This is a genomic window from Streptomyces sp. NBC_01450 (assembly GCF_036227505.1).
GTDB lineage: Bacteria > Actinomycetota > Actinomycetes > Streptomycetales > Streptomycetaceae > Streptomyces.
In genome coordinates, this window is record NZ_CP109480.1 from 1088826 (window position 1) to 1110778 (window position 21953).

The 21953-nt window shown below is 70.0% G+C and carries 11 protein-coding genes; all 11 read right to left on the reverse strand.

The window, feature by feature from the left end; all coding sequences use genetic code 11:
* Positions 1-344: 344 nt before the first annotated feature.
* The 11 genes from OG568_RS04935 to eccD all read right to left on the reverse strand — a co-directional run bounded on the left by OG568_RS04935 (position 345) and on the right by eccD (position 21908).
* A complete protein-coding gene (locus OG568_RS04935; RefSeq protein WP_329530454.1) occupies positions 345-6059 on the reverse strand; it encodes a WXG100-like domain-containing protein in 5715 nt (1904 codons plus the stop codon).
* A 24-nt stretch (positions 6060-6083) separates the two neighbouring features.
* Positions 6084-7103, reverse strand: coding sequence for a hypothetical protein (locus OG568_RS04940; protein WP_329530455.1), 1020 nt, complete (start codon positions 7101-7103; stop codon positions 6084-6086).
* A gap of 106 nt (positions 7104-7209) precedes the next feature.
* Positions 7210-7632: a YbaB/EbfC family nucleoid-associated protein gene (locus OG568_RS04945; protein ID WP_329530456.1), complete on the reverse strand. Its 423-nt coding sequence runs from the start codon at positions 7630-7632 to the stop codon at positions 7210-7212.
* 261 nt (positions 7633-7893) lie between these two features.
* Positions 7894-10965, reverse strand: a complete 3072-nt coding sequence (locus OG568_RS04950) for a hypothetical protein (protein ID WP_329530457.1) — start codon at positions 10963-10965, stop codon at positions 7894-7896.
* Positions 10966-11134: 169 nt separating this feature from the next.
* Positions 11135-11821, reverse strand: a complete 687-nt coding sequence (locus tag OG568_RS04955; RefSeq protein WP_329530458.1) for a hypothetical protein — start codon at positions 11819-11821, stop codon at positions 11135-11137.
* A 3-nt stretch (positions 11822-11824) separates the two neighbouring features.
* On the reverse strand, positions 11825-12115 hold the full coding sequence (locus OG568_RS04960) for a WXG100 family type VII secretion target (protein WP_329530459.1): 291 nt from the start codon (positions 12113-12115) through the stop codon (positions 11825-11827).
* A 53-nt stretch (positions 12116-12168) separates the two neighbouring features.
* Positions 12169-12501, reverse strand: coding sequence for a WXG100 family type VII secretion target (locus OG568_RS04965; RefSeq protein WP_329530460.1), 333 nt, complete (start codon positions 12499-12501; stop codon positions 12169-12171).
* A 312-nt stretch (positions 12502-12813) separates the two neighbouring features.
* Positions 12814-16173 carry a right-handed parallel beta-helix repeat-containing protein gene (locus OG568_RS04970; RefSeq protein ID WP_329530461.1) on the reverse strand — a complete coding sequence of 1120 codons (3360 nt, stop codon included), beginning with the start codon at positions 16171-16173 and terminating at the stop codon, positions 12814-12816.
* A gap of 2 nt (positions 16174-16175) precedes the next feature.
* Positions 16176-19142: a hypothetical protein gene (locus OG568_RS04975; protein ID WP_329530462.1), complete on the reverse strand. Its 2967-nt coding sequence runs from the start codon at positions 19140-19142 to the stop codon at positions 16176-16178.
* Between the two features lie 7 nt (positions 19143-19149).
* Positions 19150-20490: a type VII secretion protein EccB gene (gene eccB / locus OG568_RS04980; protein ID WP_329530463.1), complete on the reverse strand. Its 1341-nt coding sequence runs from the start codon at positions 20488-20490 to the stop codon at positions 19150-19152.
* Positions 20491-20501: 11 nt separating this feature from the next.
* Positions 20502-21908 carry a type VII secretion integral membrane protein EccD gene (eccD, locus tag OG568_RS04985; protein ID WP_329530464.1) on the reverse strand — a complete coding sequence of 469 codons (1407 nt, stop codon included), beginning with the start codon at positions 21906-21908 and terminating at the stop codon, positions 20502-20504.
* Between the last annotated feature and the right edge of the window lie 45 nt (positions 21909-21953).

Genomic DNA, 21953 nt, shown 5'->3' on the forward strand with positions numbered 1-21953 from the left:
TCGTCTGGAGGGTTGGGATACCGGTCAGCAACTCGCCGAACACGTCGGCCACTTCGTTGGTTGCGATAAAAAGTCAAGCAGCGGGAAAAGACAGCAGCGGCTGAGCACTCCCCGACTGCGGACACCGTCGTGAGGGAAGGTGCACCTCCTGGTGCGGGCCTGATCGTGTTCATCTCGTCATGTGCAGTCCGCCGACGCAGCACCACGCGTCGCGGCGGAACGCTCTTGGCCCAACGAGCGCCGGACGAAAATTCAAAGAGCCCGTTCTGACCGACGTGCCACGTCAGCCGTTGATCGGCTGCACCCTGCCGCCGCTCGGAACAGCGGGCAGAGGTCCGGACATGCTATCGACGGCCAGCACTTCCAGCGCCATACATTTGCTCCCAGATGTACCTGAATTCACTGCGAGCCCCGATTTGGAAACGTTTATCAAAATATGTAATGCCAATGCCCTTTTCGTAAGCCATGAGGGCTTCATCGAAACTTCTATACCCGTTCCCGGCATCTCTGACGAACGTCGCGAAGTTCATGCTCCTCAGTTCTTCCGGCGGCAAATCCACGTACTGCGTGTGATGATACAGATCACGGCGGGCGAGACCGACGTGAATTCCGAGCTTCTTTATTGCGTCGACTATCCCGCGGTCCAGGCTGTGCCCGGGGGGCTTGTACAGGTCCTTGGGCGTGGATTTGACATCATGGACAACCGGGCTGACCATACCGCTGTCCGTGAGAACAAACGAGAAAGAGACGTGGAGGCCGTTTCCTAGCTTGGCTTCCCTAGGATTATGCAACTCGACCCCCTTCAGTCCCTCACGCGCGAGGCTCCCCAGATGGCCCTTTACGTAGAACTTGTCATTCCCACTAATGCCCTCATACTCATATTTCACCGTAGATTCGAATCTCCAAGTACCAGGGTTGCCCTGGTCAAAATTTCTTAGGTTCTCAGCGGCTCCCGCCCATTGCATCTGCCGATTAGCCTCGACCTGCATCCATGCCTTCTGGGCATCTTCGAGAAGCCACGGATATATCCCGTATCGTACCGCTCCACTTTCCTGGCGGTCGCGAGGAACTCCCATGTAATCCAGATATTTCGCCAGCGCCGCCTCGCCATTCCGCACAGTAAATTCGCCGTCCAGGAAACCCCGGATCGAATATCTGCGCAGGTAGTCCTCGCTTGCAAATTTGTAGTTATTCGCTATCTCGGGGTTCAACAGCACCACGTGCAATAGTTCCGGAGTCGACTTGAACACATTGGCCAGATGTGGAGTAGTTTCAAACAAACGCGGAATATGCGAATAATACCTACGGGCGAGCTGGTCCTGATCGAACTGATTCTCGATCTTTGTGAGCATGTCCGCCAACACGGGGTCGGTCCGAGATGCCCGCCCCCGTGATCCCATTTCTGCCTGCCGCCCGCCGTCAGTGTGTCTACGCTGCACACCTGTCGGGTACCCCAAATCCTTCAGAATGTCGAAATAATCGCGAGCGTGATTTTCCGTCCATCTATTCGCCTTCCCATCCAGCAACCAACGATCCACCATTGCCTGAGGCGACATATCACCCGGTTCCGGATGCCTGGTGGGCCACCCCGAAGCAAGGTCACCATATGACACGTGATCCCGCCATATCATTTCTATGGTCGCCACATCACGGTCGTGACCATAGTCCTGGGGGAGTTTCTTCATTTTCTGCCAGGCAATGTACTGCTGGTTCAGACGGCGCACCTGCGTCTCGGTCATTTTCCAGCCATGCTGATTGAAAATGTGCCGCTGCATTTCTATCACGTAGGGGTGGTCAGGCTTGGCCAGTACTTCTTGAAGTTGCCGCAAATCAGGCGGATTCCTGTCAGCGTCCATCATACGGAACAGCGCGCTGACCGCATCGTAGTGCGGAGGGCGAACCGAACTGTTCCCATACGCCTCGCGCCAGGAAACCAGCGGACCGTCCACCCTTCCCACTACCACCCCACGCAACGGCATCACGGTCGAATGCCGCCCGGCTCCATCACTTGTAGTCAGAGTAGAGAACTGGTGGGCCAGGTGCGTCGGATCGGAATCCAGCCGCCGAGCGGTGACTGGATTGAAGTCGGCCCGGTCGCGCACTCCGCCATGTTTCACCTCCAAGCCCATGAGGCGCACCAGATCTACGGCGTTCGCGCCGGGACGAGAAGTGAGAGGGGCCCCATTCGCAAGCCATATCTTAATCCTCCCGTCGAGGGAGATCACGCGCATATGGTCGTGCTCTTTATACAATTCATAAAGCTCGTTCACGTGCTTCAGATTGGGATCGCTTCCCCATTTTCCACGCAGCCCATTCACTTGCCGCCAAACGGCATAGTCGCGACTCATGCGCTGCATCTGCGGGACGGTGAACTCCCTCCTCGTGTGTTTCGTTACAATTTCCTTCACATCGAACAAAATGTGCGGCTTTGCAATCCTGTTCAGTCTTCGTTCGAGTACTGCGAAGAGCTCATCTGCATCCCAGTGTCGAATTCCGCCGGCGTCCGACCAGCCACCCCGATGATTTGGCGTCCCGAATTCACTGTAGAGAGGATCATGCCTCCCCCATGTCGGACTATCGGAAGGCGATATCGTCCGGGGGCTTTCCGCCATCGGTGCGGTCCCCTCTCCGCCCGTCCCGTTGCCGCTCCCTGGCGAACCGCCTCTCGACTGATGCGCCGACGAACCCGCCGGCCGCTGGCCGGATTGGGGCGCCCCGGCACGGGGGTCCCACGGCACATGCGTGTTGATGCGGCCCGGGTTGGGCGCAGCGCCCCCCCTCGGAGCCCTTGCGGCCGACCACCGTTCATCGTCGCCGTCGGACGCGTCAGGATGCGTGCGGGGCTCGGGGGCCGGCTCCGGGTTCCGAACAGCGGTCCTGTCGACAGTCAGCGGGTGGTCCCGCACCATCGCGGTGACATCCGTGGTGTCCTCGATGACTGCCAGGTGACGGTTCAGGATCGGTGTGAAGTCGTCTGCGTCGGCCATCAGACCGACGTCGTGCACCGCCGCGCTTTCCCTGCTCCGCCGGAAGACGAAATCGGTATCGTGCTCTTCGTCGCGGGCACCGAGGTAGTGAAATACCTCGTGGACCAGTTTCGCCGCGTACCGCGAATCATGCTCGCGAGAATCCAGGGTCCAGTTCCGCTGGTCCATCGGTTTCGAGTGATCACCACGGCTGACGGTGACCTGTTCCGAGTCCTTGGGGGCATCGCGGAACTCGACCGCGACGTGCAGCTGGTCACCCGAACGCGGCAACGCGAAACGGTCGTTCACGTGCTCGTCCAGTGCCTGTTGCACGAGTGCCTGCAGATGCTCGCGGTCCCCGGCTTGCGCGCCCTCACCCAACCGGACCGGCAGCGAGACCGTGTGATGACGCACCCAGGTCCCGTTCTCCGCCTGCACCCGACGTACCTCGGAACGGATCAGGGTCTGGTGTCCCGCCAACGTGCCCGACACCTTGCCCTCGGAATCGACGGGATTGATGGGATTGACCTTCGGATCGAACCGTTCTGTGCGCACCCGGCTGCCCCCGGCGGGCAGCCGGTCGCGCCACTGCCGCGCCTCGGCCGGCTGCTCGTGCCGCCGCGCGGCGGACACGTCCGCCCGGGCACGGGTCCGCGCGGGCGTATCGGCCCGCACCGGCACTCCGGTGGCGGCATCGGCAGGGGGGCCGAAGCGCTTGGCGGATCCTGGAGCCGCCGAAGTCGGCCAAGCCGGTTCCGCCCTGGTCGAGTCCCTGGGCCAGGTGAACGGGGTGGACGTACTGGCCGAAGTGGTGGTTTGCGCCCGCCGGTCGCCCTCGGTACGGGCTCTGGGCGAGGGCGACCCCGACGCCGTATGGGACCGCTCGGCATCTCGGTCCGAAGCGCTGCCCCGCCCTGTTCGATCCCCTGACCCACGGGCATCCTGACCGGCCCGGGCGGAGTCTGGCGCACCCGTGGTAGTGGTGCTCCGGCCATCGGGGCGGGGCGCTTTGGTGGCCGACGGCTCTTCCCGCGGCGCGGCCGGCCGGCCTGCGTCGGGTGCCGCGGCCGGACGGTCCTGCGCCGGCCGGGCAGTGCCGTCGGCGACCGGGGAGGTCCGAGTGACGGTGCCCGGAGTGGACCCGGGGGAGGCCGCGCCGCGCGGCGCGGCCGACGAGGTCGCCGTCGTCGAGGACGGCTGGGGCTCCGCCGCGGTACGCGGAGTCGACGTCGCGGAGTTCTCCGAGCGACCGCCCGTCGTAGCGGCGGCGCCCGACGTCGTACCGACGGTCTCGGGCGACGGCCGGGTGCTCGCCGGGGACACGGTCCCGGTGGCGGTCTCGGCGGCGCGGGTCGGCCCGGTCGCGGTGGAGGCGGCGGCGGACGAACCGGCCGTGCCGCGCGCCGGGTCACCTGCGGCGGACGAGCCGGTTCCGCGCGCCGGGTCACCCGATGCGGCACTCGTCCCGGACACGGACTGCCGGGTGGCGGCGTTGGCCGCATTGGACGCGGCGTTCCCGTTCGCCGACGACGCGCTGGAGGCCCCGTCGGAGTGCGACGCCTGCGCGGCGTGCGGCTGCCCCTGTGCCGAGGGACCGGTCGCCCTGGTCTCGAAGCCCGGCAGCACGGTCGCCCGGGGCGAGGTCGCCGTGGTGGTCGCGGCGTGCGTGGCGGAGGTGGCGTTCGGGCCCACCCGGGTGCCTGCCGACGAGCCCGTTCCCCCGGCGACCGTGGTGGTGCCCGGGTGAGCGCCCGAGTCCTGCGCCTTCACCGTGCTCCCACCGGATCCGGAGGACGACTGCGCACCCGTGCCTGCCCGCGTGGCGGCTCCCGTGCCGTTGGCGGAGGCCGACGACGACGCGCCGGAGCCCGTCGCGGCGCCGGTGGCCGTGTTTCCGCCGGTTGCCGCTCCGCCCGTGGCATGGTCGGCGGCGGTGTCATGGGCGGCGCCGGTCGATGTCGCCAGGCCCAGCCCGGCCGAGCCGTTCTGTCCGGCGCCCGAGCCGTGCGGCGCGGTGTCGGCGGTGGTCGCGGTCGTGTCCGGCTCAAAGGTCCCGGCGCCGCCGGCGCCCGTCTGGCCGGTGCCTGTTCCGGTCCGGACGGTCGCGCCGTCGGCCGAGCCCGTCACGGAGCCCCCGGTGGCACCCGCACCGCCCTGGCCCACCACATCAGGGGCCTTGATCTCCGTCGGCACGACCACGGGGCCCTCGCCGCCGACGCCCTGGAGCGCCCCCTCCTTGCCGATGTCCGGGAGCCCGCCGGTCGGCACCTTGATGTCGATGGGGCCGACCGACGGTCCGCCCTTGCCGCCACCGATCCGGGACTTGCCCCCGCCGCCCAGCGCACCGAGCAGGCCCGAGGAGATGGCGAGGCCACCCTCGCCGATGTCGCCGGTCACGACGGTCGTGGTCAGACCGGTGCCCGCTCCGAGGGCCGCCTTGCCGACCAGGGATCCGGCGAACTTCGGCGCGATCACCCCACCGACGCCGAAGAAGACACCGCCGATGGCGCCTCCGATGGCTCCGGACTTCGCAGCCTCCTTCGTGAGGTCGACGTCCCAGTGGTCGCGGTCGCCCTTGAGTATCTGGATTCCCTGCACCAGGGAGCTCATGCCGACGTTCATGACGACGCCGGCGGCCACCGACACGAGCAACCGGCGCAGAATGAGCTGGACGGCGAGGCGGGCCGAGGCGATGAAGGCGGGAACCACCTCCGGCGCGTAGAAGATCCACTGGGCGATCTGCACCGCGAGCCACACCAGTTGCAGCAGGATCATGTACTTGGCGTACTCGATCTGCACGGCCGTGTTCTTGCCCATGGCCGCGTACTGGCCGGCACCCTCGGCGATACCGGGCACGGCCTGGTGCAGTTGGTTGACGAACCCGTTGAAGTCGTCCGCGACCGAGCCACCGACATGTTCCAGGACCCCGCCGGCGGCCGGACCGAGCTCCTGATGGATCGCGACGATCCGGCTGGCGGCGGACTCCCATGCCTGCCCCAGGGCCTTGAGTCGGTCCTCGTCTCCCTTGGGCCATTGCTGGCCCACCGCGAGGTTGGAGACCCAGGTGAGTTCGGTGGGCAGGTTGATGCTCATGCTGAGGCTTTTCCAGTCCGCTGCTTACGATTGTGGAGAAGAACCGGGAGTACGCGACGACTTGTGACCGTGCTCGGTCGGCAGCATTTCGGGGGCGTACGGCGCACCACCGGCCGGAGCGGACGGGCCACCGGGCACCAGGGGATCGTGGGTGACCGGCTGCTGCGGTTGCGGCGACGTACCGGCACCACCACCGACATCGACCGGCACATCGGGCACCCGCGACGGCACATGCGTCACCCGCCCCGCCTCACCCACCGAACCACCGGACCCGTGCCCACCATGCCCACCACCCGAGCCACCCGAGCCACCCGAGCCACCCGGATCATCAGGCACCCGAGGATCGTGCGTAGCCCGCGTGTGCGGCTCCGACGACGTGCCGTGCCCAGAACTCCCGCCCCCCGGCCCGGACGAAGCCCCGCCGTGCGTACCGCCCTGTGCCGGCTCCGACACAACCCGCCCCTGCGCACCGCCGTCGACCTGGGGTTCCGCCACGGCGGACGATCCCCCACCATGCGTACCGCCCTGCGCCGGCTCCGACGCGACCCGTCCTTCCCTGCGGCCGTGCACCTGCGGCTGCATCTCCGCCGTCGGCTCCTGCTTCAACTGCGAGCCAGGCACGGAGTGCGAGGAACCGCCCCCCGTCGACGAGCCTCCGCCTGAGGAGGAGCCCCCGCCCGAGGAGATGTTCGATTGCCCGTGGCCCGAGCCGGAGCCGTTGCCCTTGGACCTCAGGACATGCGCCGCCTCCTGGGCGTTGTCCTCCGTCCTGGTGTAGCCCTTGGCCATCGTCTGGATACCCGTAGCCGTGCTCGTCAGCACGTCCGCGGTGTCCCGCAACGCCTGGAAAAGTATGGGCTTTTGCTGATACCCATCAAGGAACGTCTTCCCCGTGGGGTCGCCGCCCCAGGGTTCGCCCAGGGAGCTGAGGGTCGCGTCCAGATCCTTGGCCAGCGCTTTCATACGGTCGGCCAGATCGTGGACGACCGGTGTGGTGCGCCCCAGGCCGCTGGTGTCCACCCAGAAACGAGAAGAGTCGGGCATCAAAACCTCCTTCGTGGCTGCTACCGCATCACCTGCCGGCCGGCCCTCGCGTGGCACCCCGTGGTTCCGGGGCCGGACACCGCGGCAGGACGACGGGTCCCTCGCGTCAGACGCCGCTGTGTCCGTGGTCGATGTACTCGCGGACGGAGGCGGGCATGGCGGGTTCCTCGGTCAGCACAGCGGCCGGTTGGACCCTGCCCTGTAGCAGATCGGACATGGTCACACCCTCCGGCAACTCCGTGGAGACCACCTCACCGACCTGTTCCAGAGCCTTCGCCCGGGCCTCCTGGATCGTGGTGATCAGCAGGTCGGCGAGCTCCTTGGGCGCCATACGCCGGTACGCCCCGGTGGGGAACTCGATCGCGCTGATCTGGCCCTGCGCGCCGACGGTCACCTTGACGGCCTGTCTGGGCGCGGTCACCGTCGCCGAGACCTCGTTGATCCGGCGACGGGTCTCGGCGGATTCGTCCCGCTGTTCGCGGTACTGCGCGAGCAGCTCTTCGATCTTCTGATCGTATGGCGTGGACACAAGACCCTCCAGGCTGACCGGCGCTTCCTCACCGACAGTCGGTCGTCGGCAGAGGACAGCCCCGTACGAAAACCGTCCGGACTCAGGTCCGTTGCAGCGGCACCCGTGCGGACTGTTGATCGGCTCGATTGAACCCTCGGCCGTGGAGGGGCACTCGGGAATCGCGGCAGGAATGACCGCAGGTACACGAATGTCTGCCCGAAGAACTCCCGACCGACCGGGGCGCCCCCGGTCGGTCGGGAGGGAGGCGCCCCGGCGCGGTCAGCCAGGCAGTCCCGGGTCCTTGGGCCAGGCGCCCCAGGCACTCTCGTCCTGGACCAGAAGGTCGGCCACACCTCGGGACTCGGTCGTCTCCTCTGCCTCCGCCTGTTCCTCCGCGGACGCGTCCTGGTCCACCTCATCGGGATCGAACTCGGCGTCACCGCACTTCAGCGACAGGCCGTCGGTGCCGGTGCCGATGCCGGTGCCCGACGGGGCCGCCGGGGAGCGGTCGGGCCGCCAGGTCGCCAGACCGGAGTCGGCCTCCGCCAAGTCGTCCGCCTCGGCTCGACGCGGGGCCGCGGCAGAGGCCGCGTCGCTCCAGGTGCCCTCTTCCGCCATCGTGTAACCGGGGGTCTCGACGGTGGACCGTGCCTCCCGGTCTCCGCCGCCGACCGGCCACAGGAGGGTGACGAAGGCACTGCCATCGGCGTCCCACTCCGCCGCGTCCTGCGCGGTGGCCGGCACGTCCTGGAGCACGGCGACTTGATTGGCCGGCAGTTCCGGTCCGGACGGCTGCCGGTGGCCGATGACGCTTCCCGGAGCGGGCGCGGCCTCGGTGGTCGGCGCCGGGCGGCCGGTGTCGTAATGCACGGCCTGCGACGGCACACCGGTGACACCCCCGGCGGCCGGTACCGGCTGCCGGACGACCGCCGATCCGCTCTGGTGCCCGCCCGGCACGGGATACGCGGCAGCCGCCGCTCGGCCGGGCTGCCCGGGGGCGCCAGCCCCCGCGGGGACCGGACCGCCGCCGGCCGGGCCGCCCGCAGCCGCGGTGACCCCGACCGCCGCGTGGGCCACGCCGGTCACGGGGTTGCCATGGGCATCCACCATGACGCCGTGGCTCGCCGGGGCGGTGAGCCCGCTCGCCGTAGTCACGACGGAGGCGCTCACCGGATCCGCGCTGGACGCGACCCTGGCGGTCCCGACCGTCGAAGCCGTGGCGACGGTGGCGGCTGTGGCAGCCGTGGAGGCCATGGGGGCCACGGGGGCCGTCGTTCCCTGGACGGCACCGGCCACCAGGACACCGGCTGAGGCCGCGGCCGCAGCCACCGGGACCATCTCGGTGGGTAGGTCGAGCACCGCGCCGCCGGCTGCCGTGCCCTGCGCGGAACCTGCCTCGTCCGCCTCCGCGCTGCCGAATTTCTCCTCCCAGGGTTCCGCCTCCTGGCCGAGCAGTCCCGAGGCGTCCGACCGCTCGCCGCTCCCGGCAGCGCCGGCACCGGGCATGCCGCCCATACCGGGGATCATCGGCATACCGCCGAAGCCCGCACCCGCAGCACCGGCCGCACCCGCGATGGCCGCCTCCTCGGCAACCCCTGCGATCTCGCCAGGGGATACCGTCGGCTGTTCGGCCGAGGCAACACTCGACTTCGGCGTGCCGAGATCGAGCGCCGCGCCGCCGGCCGCCGTCCCCGCCGGGGAACCGGCCTCCCCCTCGCCCAGTCGGGTGTCTTCCTCCCAGGGTTTGACGTCATTGCCGAGCAGACCGGAGGCGTCCGACCGCTCGCCGCTCCCGGCAGCACCGGCACCGGACATGCCACCCATGCCGGGCATCATCGGCATACCACCGAAACCCGCACCCGCGGCACCGGACAGTGCCGTGGCATTGTTCCCGCCGGTGCCGGAAGACTCCAGAGCCGGAGGTACAAAGCTCTCGCCGTCGGCCGCGCCGCCCAACGACGGGCCGGATTCGGTGGAGGTGCTCCCAGGAAAGCCGGCCACATTGCCCTTGAGCCCACCGGTGCCGCCGATACCGCCGGTGCCGCCGACGTCCTTAAGACCTTGAAATGCGTTGCCTTTGGTGTTTCCCCAGATGGACGGGTCGGCAGAGCCAAGGTTCAGACCACTGGAAAGCTGACCGCTACCGCCGGCCCCGCCAGTGCCACTGCCACTGCCGAAGGAGAAGGGGGCACCGGCACCCAGGCCGCCCAGCCCTCCGCTGCCGCTGCCGGCTCCGCCGTCCAGGCCGGTGTTGGTGGTACCCGGGAAGGCCGTGGGGTTGCCGGTGCCGGTACCCGTGCCATTGGGGTTGAGCGCGTTGTCCAGGGCCGCGGGATCGATACCACTGCCGATGCCCGTGTTGCTCCCTCCCCCCGTGGAGAGGTTGCCGTTGAACGGGCTGACCGACCCGCTACCACCGGCGCCACCGCCCAGCCCGGCGCCACCGCCCAGCCCGGCGCCACCGCCCGTACCCCCACCGAGGTTCCCTGTCCCACCAGTGGACAGGTTGCCCGTGTAGGGGGATCCGCCCCCGCCACCCGCTCCCGAACCGGTGCCGGGCTGCTTGCCGGCGCCACCGCCGCCTCCCCCCGCACCGCCGGTGTTCGGTCCGCTGCCGATGTTCGGCTGGTTACCGCCACCACCACCGCTACCGCCACCGCCACCGCCGCCCACCGGGGAGTTGGTACCCGGGGGAGAGTGGACGGCGTCGATGGTGACCTGGTACTCACCAGCCAGGCTCTTGAGCACCTGGCGCATGTCATTGGTCATCATGTCGACCAACTCGGGCTTCTTGCTGATCGGTATCAGCCCGTTGGCCATCGGCTGGAGGCCGAGCGCGATGGCCTGGTTGGCGTACCACACGTCGATCTGCTGGATCAGAGTCTGCGCATTGCTCAGGTTGACCGAGTTGTCCGCCAGTTGCTGAGGTACCGAGTGCGACCCGGTCGATCCGCCCGACAACACCTCGGCGTTGGCATCCACCTGCTTGGAGAAGGTGCTCATCATGTCAAGGAAGGCGTCCGCTCCCACTCCCTTCCATGGACCGTCGTCACCGGCCAGTGCCTTCGCCTGCTCGCTGAGGCTCTTGGCGACGGCCGACAGCAGCATCTGGACGTTGAGGAAGGTGTTGGCGGCGGTCTGGAGCGTGGCCGGGTCGGCAACCGAGCGTGCGTGCGCCTGGTTCGAGCCGTTTTCCACATAGGCGGAGCCGCCGTTGATGGCGGCCATGATCTGCTTCCAGTCCCAGTTGTCGTAGTCGGACACGGAACCACCGCCGGCGCCTGGATCGCCGAAGACCCCGCCGCCGTCTCCCTCGTGGAAACCGCCCGAGTTGTAGTCCTTGGTCCCCATCCGCCTGCGCTCCCGTCCGTACCGCGGTTCCTCACCGCGCCAGGGCCTGCTCCGGACGCTCCGCGCCCGGACACGTACGTTGGCCGGGCCCACCTGTGTCGTCGGCCGCCACCTCACCGGGCGGCGGCCGACGACAACCCTCCAAGCGGGCTCACCCGATGTACTGCTGTCAGGATCCGCTTCCGTTGCCGGACCCGTTGTTACCACCGGACCCACTGCCGGATCCGCTGCCGGTGCCGGTGCCTGTGCCTGTGCCTGTGCCTGTGCCTGTGCCTGTGCCGGCACCGCTGCCGCCGTTGTCCGTCATCAAGGTGTTGAAGTCGGCCTGCGCCTTGTTCATGGCGTCCTGGACGGCCTTGGCGGACATTCGGCCGGCGTCTTCGGCGGACTTGTACTTCTTGCTCAATTCCCTCATGCCGTTGCGGATGTCCGTCAGTCCCGTGGCCAGGTCGTCAAGAACCTTGGTGTAGGCAGCCTTCAGACCGGCGTCGTTGTTCGCCCCTGAGACCTTCGTCCGCATCTGGTTGGCGTGGTAGAAGGCTCCTGGAGCCACCGCCACCTGGGCGAGCAGTTTGGCCGCGGCCTGCACCGGCTGGATGAGGACGTCGATGTTGTTGGCGAACAACTCCATGGACGGGGTGTGCACTGACTGCTTGTTCCCCGAGCCGCCCGAGCCCTTGGGTACCACGGGCGGGGTGAGGGGATTGGGATCGGTGGCGGTGCCATGCCCGTTGGGAATGTTGGAACCGCCACCCCAGGCATGGGAACCCGAACCGGAACCACTCCCGCTGGAACCGCCGCCGGAACCGGAACCATTCGAACTGCCGTTCGAGCCCGCGGATTGGCCGTCCGTCATCGGTCAGCCTCCCCAGTAGCCGCCGGCCTGCCTGTTGGCTGATGAGTACTGCGTATGAATGTCGTTGAGGTGTTGGGCGGCGTTCGCCGCCTGGGTGACCATGTCATTGACCGCCTGATCCCAGGACGTCTTGACGCCGTCGTAGGCGGTACGCGCGTCGGTTTCCCACTCGTTCAGCGCGTAGACGGAGTTGGTGGTCAGGTCATCGTGGATGCTCTTGATGTTCTGGGCGATGCCCTGCATCTCCTCAACGACCGTCGAGAGCGAAACATCGGCGTAGGAGTACGTCGCCATGTAGATCTCCTTCGATGAAGCAAGGGGGGAGGTGAGTCACGGCCTCGCGGCCGTCAGAATCCCGGCAGAGAGGCGCCGGTTATGCCCGACTTCGCCAGATGGGCCGCATCCACGGTGCCGGCGTGCGTTTTGCTGTAGATGTTGGTGTTGGCCTCAAGCGCCGTCAGGATCTGCTGCAGGTACGACTGCACATTCGCGAAGTCTTCGAGCCACTGCTGCACTGCGGCCTGGAAGGTCTGGGACGCTTCTCCGGTCCAGCTCTGCTGCAGGGTCGCCACCTGACTCTGCATGTCGGTGAGCTGCCGGTTGCCATTCGTGACAGCCGTCTGATAGGCGCCTTGGGCCTTCTGCATGCCTTCCAGGCCTACGGAATTGACTTGCGCCACAGCGATCCTTTCACAGGGCCGGGCGACCGCCCGGCATCTTCGGGGGGAGTAGTTAGACCACGATGCGCGATCTGATGGAGCGCCGGAAACCAGCGGTGCGACACCCTGCCCGGTAGGCCCGCGACATCTGCCCTTCGTTCCCCGACCGCACGGAAGGACGAGGAGGGAGGCGACGCGATGGGGGTTCCCCGCTCGATCGAAGCCGAGAGCGGGGAGTCGTTGACCGACGACAACGCCGCAGATGCGCGCCCACCGCGGACCAGCTGATGCCACCGCCACCCCACGTCTCCGCCGTGATCGGCCGGACAAGCGCTAAGCCAGAGAGCCGCTCTTGTCCGGGGCCAAGGGCCGGAGCAGGTTCGCGAGCGGGTCGGCGGTGTCGTCCGTCGGCGACATCAGGTCCTCGTCGTCCGCGCTGTCGTCGAGCTCGGGAAGGTGCGCGGCGGTGATGACGCCGGAGTCGGCCTGACGGACGATCCACTCCGCGAACCGGTGCGCGCCGTGCGCCCCGTCCGGCATCGGCACGTCGGCGAGCAGCGCGTCGAAGACGCGGCGTGCGCCCTCGTCCAGCTCGCAGTCGTACCACACCAGGTGACGCTGTGTCAGCTCGATCAGCTCGTCGCGCGTGTAGTCGGGGAACCGCAGGTACTCGGCGAAAACCTCGGCCAGCTCGGCGCTTGCGCGCAGCAGGTCGACCAGCGGAGTGTCCTCGCCGCACAGCACCAGGACGACGTCCGGGGCCTGCCGGACCGAGGCCACCACGGCGTCGACCACCGACGCGCGTTCCTCCCGTGTCCGTTCCTCGAACTCCCGGTCCGCGTCCAGTACCAGCAGTCCGCCCGCGGCCTCCGCGAAGGCTGCGGCCACCCTGGCCTCGACCTGCCGCGGCCACCGCACGGGAACGTCGCCCAGGGACAGGCGGTGCTGCGCTCCGGTCACCAGGAAACCGAGTTCGGCCAGGCAGTGACCGTACAGGCGCGCCACCGCGCGGCGTCCGCTTCCCTCCGGGCCGTCGAACACCACGTTCGCCAGCCCCGTCAGCGGTTGGCCCGCCTGTCGCAGGTGCGTCAGCCCGTCGAGCCGCGAACGCAGGGCGTCACGGACGGGATCCAGCCCCACCAGCCCCATCAGCCGCCGCAGCGCGACGCCGTCGGCCGGCGGACCGGAGCCGCCGGCAGGTGCGACCGCGGCGCCGGCCGCTGGTGATGTGCCCGGCTCCTGCAGGGCGAGCGCCAGCTCCAGCAGGGGTTCGATGTCCTCGTCGGTGAGCCTGCTCAGCTCCGAGTCGTCGGTCGGCGGACGGGTGGCCAGCCGGGACGCCTGGTTGTTGATCATCGACTCGAAGATCTGACGGGCGACGCGCCCGTTACCGAAGGTGGGGCCCTTCGGAACCTCCTCGAAGTAGCGGTTGAGGGCGTCCAAGGCGTCCTCGGTGAGCTGGTAGTAGTGCTTGTCGCACAGGTTCCGCACGATGGTGACCAGCTCGGACGGCTTGTAGTTGGGGAACTCGACGGTACGGGAGAAACGCGACGCCATGCCGGGGTTGGACGCGAGGAACTGGTCCATGTGCTCGGAGTAGCCCGCGACGATCACCACGATCTCGTCCCGGTGGTCCTCCATGAGCTTCATCAGCGTCTCGACGGCCTCCTGTCCGAAGTCCGGGCCGGTGCCCTTGGACTGGTTGGTCAGGGTGTACGCCTCGTCGATGAACAGCACGCCGCCCAGCGCCCGGTTGAACACCTCGGAGGTCTTGATGGCGGTACCGCCGATGATCTGCGCCACCAGGTCGGCCCGGGACACCTCGACGATGTGCCCCTGGCTCAGGATGCCGAGTTCGGCCAGGACGGCGCCGTAGAGCCGGGCCACCGTGGTCTTGCCGGTCCCGGGAGGGCCGGCGAAGACCAGATGGCGGCTCATCGGAGGCATGGGCAGGCCCATCTCCTCGCGACGCCGGGACATCCTGTTGAGATTGATGAGGCCGGTGACTTCCTTCTTCACGCTGTCCAGGCCGACCAGCGCGTCGAGTTCGGCCAGCGGACCGGTGCCGGTGTGCCGCGCCTGCTGCTCCCCCGGCGCCTGCACGGCGAAGCCCTGGTCCGCCGCGGCCGTACGTTCCTCGCCGACATCCAGCCGTTCAGCCGAGAACTGGCCGCTGGACCGGAGCTGGTGCACCGCCTTGCCGCCGTTGTCCCGTACCTCGCTGTCCTCGACCCGTACGGGCTCCTCGGTGTTGCACCGGATGCCGTCACCGGCGTTATCGAAGACCCCGCAGTGGGTGAGGTCGGCGCGCCCGGACATCTGGACGTTCAGGCCGTGGCCGCGGGCGCCGGTGATCCGGCAGGCCACCGCGGTGACCGATCCCCCGCCGGTGACCCGGATACCGTCGCCGTCGGATCCGGCGAACTCGGTGTCCCGGGCGTGCAGTTCGCTGTCCGCGCCGACGATCGCCCCACAGTCACGCAGCGCCGAGGAGAGCAGCTCCGCCTGCGCGCCCCCGCCCAGCGTCATCCCCGCCCCGCCGGTCGCCCGCACGGTGAGCCCGGTGAACCGGCCGGTGCTCTTCTCGTCCAACTCCACGCCGTTGCCCCGGCCCACGATGATGTCGCCTTCGCGTATGACGACGGTGGCATCCGTCGCGCGGACGCCGCCGGACTCACCGGTCACGGTCAGCCGCTCGCACTCGACGGTGGCGCCGCCGCCGACCACGACGGCGGTACCGCTCGCCGCCTGCACCGTCACCCCGGTCAGCACCGCCGTGCTCTCGCCTTCCACCATGACGCCGGCCGGTGTCCCGGCGATGCGGCAGTCCTCCACACGGGGCCGGGACCGCTCGGCGATGTGCACGGCGGTGCCCGCCACCGTGGAGATGGCGCAGCCGCGCAGCAGGGGCGCGGCTTCCCCGCCGATGTGCACCGACTGGCCGCGGGACCCCGAGAACGCGCAGTCGACGAGCGTGGTCTCGCCACGGCTGACCAGGTAGGCGTCCAGGGCGGCGCTGCCTCTCACCGTCACCTTGCGCAGATGGGCCCGGCCGTCCTGCTCCACCGCGACGGCTGGTTTGCCGCTGTCGGTGATCCTGGTGTCCTCCACCGTGGCGACGCCCTGGCCGTTGACACACACACCGTTGCCGCGCGCCCGGTCCAGGCCGCATTCCCGTACGGAGAGTTGTCCCCGCTCGGCGACCACGACGGCCGACGAACCGACATCGGTGATCTCGGACCGCTCCAGTATGTTGGCGCCCACGGAGGTGACTACGACACCCGCGCCGTTGGGGTTGGTCACCTGGCAGCCACGCACCGCCAGGGTGCCCTCGTGCCAGGCCAGTACCGCGGTCCATGCCTCACCGGCTATCCGACAGCCGTCGAGCGCCGCCTGCCCGCGGCGTACGTCGATCACCGGAGCCTCCCGGTCCGCCGCCGACAGCGTCAGTCCGGACAGCTGCACCGCCTCCGCGTCCACGACGACGGTGCTGCCCGATGCGGCGTGGATCCGCACACTGCCCGCGCCGCTCTCCGCGGCCAGGCTCACCGCATGGGTGATGTCGAGGTTCTCCTCGTACCGGCCCGCAGCCACGGTGATGAGCGTTCCGTCGCGGGCGTCGGCCAGCGCGGCGGTGATGGACCGGTAGGCGCCCGGGCGATCCGGGGAAACCAACAGGACATGCCGGTTCACGGCTACGCCCCCTCTCTCGGCGTGGCGGCACCGGCGGTGTAGCGCGGTGCGGGGCCACCGTCGGTGGTGATCAGGCCGGGTGGACTGGCGAGCTCCGCGGCGTAGGCCGGCACGACCGGCGGGCCGTCGCCGGCCAGGCTGTCCCATCTGCCGCGGATCTGCTCCAGGCCGGTCAGAGCGATCTCGTCGAGCGGCACCCGCTGGTCGTCCACCATGCCGTCCTCCCCGATCTCCGAGGGCGACAGTTCGCGCAGCAGCACCGTGTGCCGGGAACCGGGATGAACCCGGAGCACCTTGAAGCTGGTACCGGGCAGGAAGAGCACTCGGTCGGGTACCGACGGGTCGACCAGATGGGTGCGGCGCGCCGTCATGGACCAGAGCAGGAACCGGGTGTCACCCGGTGTGTCGGGGTACGCGGTGGTCAGGGCCCGGCAGAAGGCCCATTCGGTGACCACCTTGTCCTCCTCGTACCAGTCGCGCTCGGCCGCGTTCAGCGCCGCGTGCAGTACGGCGGTGCCGCGGTAGGAAGGCAGTCGGGCGAGGCCCGAGGCGACACACCGGGCGACCGGAACGTGGGCGCCCACTTCCGCCTTGCGCACCGCCCGGTCCAGCCGGCGGCTCTCCCCGGACAGGTAGAGGTGCAAGGCGACCAGGTCGGTGAGGGTGTCCGCGGTGGCCTCGCGGGATGCGCCGCGCAGGCCGGGAGCCTCGGAGATCACCCGCGACACGGTGCCGGCGATGGCGTTGTACTGCTCGTTGAGATTGCGGCGCACCCAGTCCCGTTCCTGCGAGATGCCCTGTTGGGGTGGGACGACGCAGGCCGCGGGCCGGGGCACCGGCTGGACCCGCGGCTGGGCTGCGGCGACGGCGTGCGGGGGCACTGCCGCGGCCTCCTCCGCGGCGGCCGGCTCAGCCGGACCGGGGACCGGGCCAGGGTCGGCGGCCGGCGGCAGGTCCGTGTCGGCGTCCGGCGTCGACGGAGGGTCGGGCTGGGGTGCGGCAGGTCCGGGGACCGGGCCGGACTCGAGTCGGACCCGCGGTGCGGGGGCCCGGGGCAGACGCTGCGCGGTCTGCTCGCCCACGGCGCCGGGCCCGGCTGCCAGGGGTTCCGGGTCCCCGGTGCGCCGAACGGCCGCACCGGGCCCGGAGGCGCCGGCGGCCGGGCCCGCCGACGGCGCCTCCGGGGCGTCGACGACGGGTACCGGGACGACGGGTACCGGATCGAGGGTCCGAGGCCCGCCGACGGGCGCAGGCCCGTTGGCAGACGCAGGCACCTCGACGGGCACAGGCACCTCGACGGGCGGAACGAGAGCGGGTGCCGGGATCGAGGGCGTCTGCGAGCCACTCCCGGCCAGCTCGGCGGCGGTCCGCACGGCGCCGTCCGATCCGGCGGCGTCGGTCGCGGCCGGCGCCGCCGGGGGGCCGCCCACGGTCGCGGTCGGCACGGCGGACGGGGACGCCGCCGTCCAGGGGACGGCAGCGGGCGTCGCCCGTGTGGCCGACTGGATCGCCAGGTCGGCGGGCGGTGCGGATTCAGTGGCCGAGGGCGGCGGGAGAACCAGCGTCGGGGAGCCGGCCCGCGCCTCGCCCCCCGCCACGGAGCCCCCTGCCACAGGGCCGGCCCCCTCGTACGTCTCCAGCCATCCCGTCCAGGCGGTCCCGGCCGCCTCCGTCTTGGCGGAGGCGGCCGACGCCCGTCGGCCGCTGATCGCCACGGTGGCCTCGGGCTCGTCGGCGGGGGCCAGCCGGAACCACACCCGGGTGGCCGGGTCGAGCCGCCCCAGGACCTCCTCAGCCAGCAGTCGCATCCGCTCGGCGGTCTCCGGCGAACTGCGGTCGAAGAGGATCGCGGCCCGGCCCGAACTCGCGGCGGTAGCTCGGACCTCGTCCCCGTTCGGCGGCTCGGTCTGCGGGCGCATCCACAGCCCACTCTGCACCACCTCCAGCACGGCGTCGTAGGCGTACTCGTAGACGCCGGCGGAGATCTCCGGCATTCCGTCCATGGGTCTGCGCAACCCGTACAGCGTGGGGGGAAGCGGTTTTCCGCCGTCTCCGGGGAAGTAGACCAGCTCGCTGGCGAACGGACGCCACCCCGGTGTCCCGTCCTCACGCAGCGCGACGACCTCGGGCGCGTCCGAGCCGACGCGCACCGTCAACGGCATCCCGGCGTACAGGGCCACCTGTTGGTTCAGCGCGTTGGCCAGCCCTTGCCCCAGTGCCGTCCCGTTCGGTACGGTCACCGGCCCGAACGGGATGAACCGGACCAGCGGACGCGCGCTGGGAAGCACCGTTTCCCACCAGCGGGCGACATCGGTGAGCGCCAGTGGCGGGTCCGCCGGGCTGCCGAGCACCACCGACAGGACGTTGGGGTCGCTGGGCAACGCGGCCAACTGCCGGCGGACATGTGCCGCGTTCTCCGCGCCGACTCCGATGCTGTGCACCCACAACCCGCCGGGCAGCGGCTCGACCACACCGACCGGGCTGGTCGCCCAGGAGCGGTCCTGGGTGGAGAACTCCCACATCGGCTTGGGGAAGCGACGCGAGTCGAGCTGGGGTGGCCGGCCGGGCCGGTAGTACAGCCAGCCCGCACCGTGGTCGTCGGGGATGAACAGCGCACCGCCCGCCCCCTGTACCGGCTCCCCGTCCGGTACCACCACGGTGCATCCGAGCCGGTACGCGAACCACTGGCCGGCGGCATGGATCTCCTCGCGGGTGCCGCGCGCGAAGACCAGCCGGAAACTGGCGCCGAGCCCCTCCAGCACCCCGGCCACCAGCTCCCAGCCCTCGTGGCCGAAGCCCCGGGGCAGGTCGACGACGACCAGGACGTGCTGGGTGTCCCTGGCCAGCCCACCTGCCAACAGCAGGCTCTGCCGGTCCGGCTCCCCCTTGGGATGGACCAGCAGAGCGTGGCCGACCACCCCGCAGTCCAGCGACAGACCGGCGGCACGCCGCGATCTCAGTGGGCGCATCACCTCATCACTCCCCGGGCATCGGCGTCGTGGCGATGGCCCTGGACAGCCGGGGCCCCGTCCGCACCAGGTCGAGCACCTGCTGCGGCAGCGTCAGCCGCTTGGCCGAGCCGTACCCGAGTGCGGACGCCGTGGCGTCGTCGGCGAGCGGATACTTGATGCCGCGATCGGTGATCAGGTACGCACGCGGTGTGGCAACGCGCGACGCCAGGTCCTCCCGGGTGACGGCCAGCACGCCGCGGCCGGCGGGCACCAGCACGCTGCCGCCGTCCGCCGCGGCGGGGCCGGATTCGACGGCCACCCGGCTGGTCGTCGAGGTGCCCGCGGAGCGCTGTTCGAGGCAGACGGCGACCCGGCCGAGGGGGAAGGGAGGCGCGCCCAGCACGTCGGGGATGCGGTGGAGCAGCGAGCGGTTGGACGAGGCGGGTGCCGCGGCGATGTCGCTCTGACTCACCTGCCGCGGCCTGGCCCCGCCCCGGTCGGCGGAGAGCAGGGCCGACTCGGTGGCGCTGATCGGCGCGAGGCCGTCGGACAGCAGGATGTAGTGATGGTCCCGGCCGCCCACGGCGCTCTTGAAGAGAGCCCCGATCCTGGCCGGGCGGCCCGCGACCCGTGCGCCGGGGCTGCCCGCGGAGGGAATCCGGGCGGGGGCGAGTCTGGTTCCGCTGGGCACGTTGGCCAGCCAGTCCGCCGGCACCGTCACCGACTGCTGGGTGTCCAGGCCGAGCGCCACCTGTCCGGACTTCCCGGCCACCGGGTACTTGGTTCCGTTCCACAGGACGTACTCGCCGCCCGAGGGCCGCACGAGCAGGACCCACTGCCCGGACGTCACCGGGGCGACCCGCGTGGTCGGGTCGAAGTCCACGGTCTCGCGACCGGTGCCGCCGGGCCGCACACAGCGGGTCCACGCCCCGGACAGCAGCTGGTCCGTCGCGGGTACGGAGTCCGGCGCGCCGGGGATGCCGACAGGGGCGCCGTGCCGCACGCCGGCCAGAGCGTCGCGGGACACCGTGCGGACCGTGGCCCGATCGCCCTCGGCCAGCAGGGCCGACGCATAGTTGGCCACCGGGTGCAACTGCCCGCCGAAGAAGAGGTAGCGGTTGCCGCTCTCCTTCTCCACCACGATCGAGCCCGGCTGCCGCCAGGTCGTCTTGGTTGTCGGGGACAGCAGACCGAAGACCCCGAAGCCGGCGGCCAGCAGGACTGCGCTGATCGCGCCGAACGTGGTTCCCAGCGAAGACCGCCGCAGCGGGTGTTCCCCTCTGCCGGGGTCGCCGCTGACCAGCGCGGAGGCCAGCCGACCGGTGGCGAACCGGTACGCGTGAAGGTGGTCACGTCGACTCTGCACCACACACTCCCTCAGCCGGCCAGAGACCGCATGTAGCCGTACACGTGCAGCACTTGGAGCAGCAGCGGCAGCAGTGCCACCGCGACGGCCATCTGCGTGAGGTCGCCGACGTGGCCCCATATGGGCAGCAGCCGGCCGTTGGGCAGCCGCTGGGCACCGACCAGCAGCCCGGCCACGACCACCGCGAACACCGCCAGGGCCGACCACCGGTCGGTCGGCGTGGCCGATGCGGTGCGCAGCGCCAGCAGAACCACCGGCCCCAGCGTGCCGACGACCGCGGTCGGGACACGCTGCCACGCCGCGGAGAGGTCCCGGGCGCGCAGCAGGACGGCCGCGCTGAACACCAGGTTCAGTACCCAGCCGATCCACTCCGGGTCGCGGGCCAGTAGCCACAGCGCCGCCGCATAGGTCAGCGCGGACGAGACGGCGAGGGCGGTCAGGCAGGCGTTGGCGAGGGTGACCCGGCGGGTGACCGCTTCCTCCGGCTCGGGGTCGATGCCGTGCTGAAGCTCTCCGGCGTTGCGCGGGAGCACAGGGACCCGCAGTCGCGCCACGCGCAGCGCCAGATGCGGCCCGAAGTGGCCGAGCACGTACATCGCGACGGCCGTCGTGGTCGCGCACTCCACAGCGTTCCAGTGGAGGGACAGCGTCAGAACCGCTTCCAGGGCGGCTATGACGCCGACGGCCAGCATGGTGCCCGGCACCGCCACCGGCATCCGCCCGAAGACCAGCAGCAGTACGGCCACCAGCCCCGCGCAGGTACCGCCGAGTTCGAGTGCGTGAACGCCGAGAAGACCGTGGCCGCAGGCGATCTGCCCGGCCGTCAGCCCGGCGAGGCCGGCGAAGGCGTAGGCGCCCAGCCCGGCCATGAGAGCGCTGCCGGCCGCCGTGGTCCTCTGGTAGGCCAGGATGCAGCCGGTGAGCAGCAGGACTGCGATCACCCCGCTGCTGACCGGCACCGCCGCGCTGCGGTGCCAGGCCAGCAGGTCGGCCGCGGTCACCGCCATCACCAGTGCGGACAGGGCGAGCGTCAGCCACCGGGTCAGCTCCGGCCGCCAGCGGTCGCCGCGTGCGCCGATCGCGTGCGCCACCCCGTCGGAGATGTCGTCGAAGTGCAGGCTCGGCAGCGGGTCGTCGGCCCTGGACAGGTACAGCACGTCTCCGTGCATGAGGCCGGCGCTCAGCGGGGTGGCGTCGAGGTCCAGCGGCTCCTCGCCCAGCTTCTGGAGCAGCCACGGCACCCCCCGCTCCTCGGGATCGTCGGTGACGTGCCGCAGCAGCACCGGCATCAGGACGCTGAGCGGCGTCGACGCCGGGACGGCCAGGTCGGCACGGCCGATGGGCCCTTGGATGGTGATCCGGCAGACCTCGGTACCGCCGTCATGGGGGACGGAGACCGCGGAAGCGGCGGTCGTCATGGGGCTCCTACGGTTCGCGGGCGGGGAGTGGAGGGCGCCCGAGGC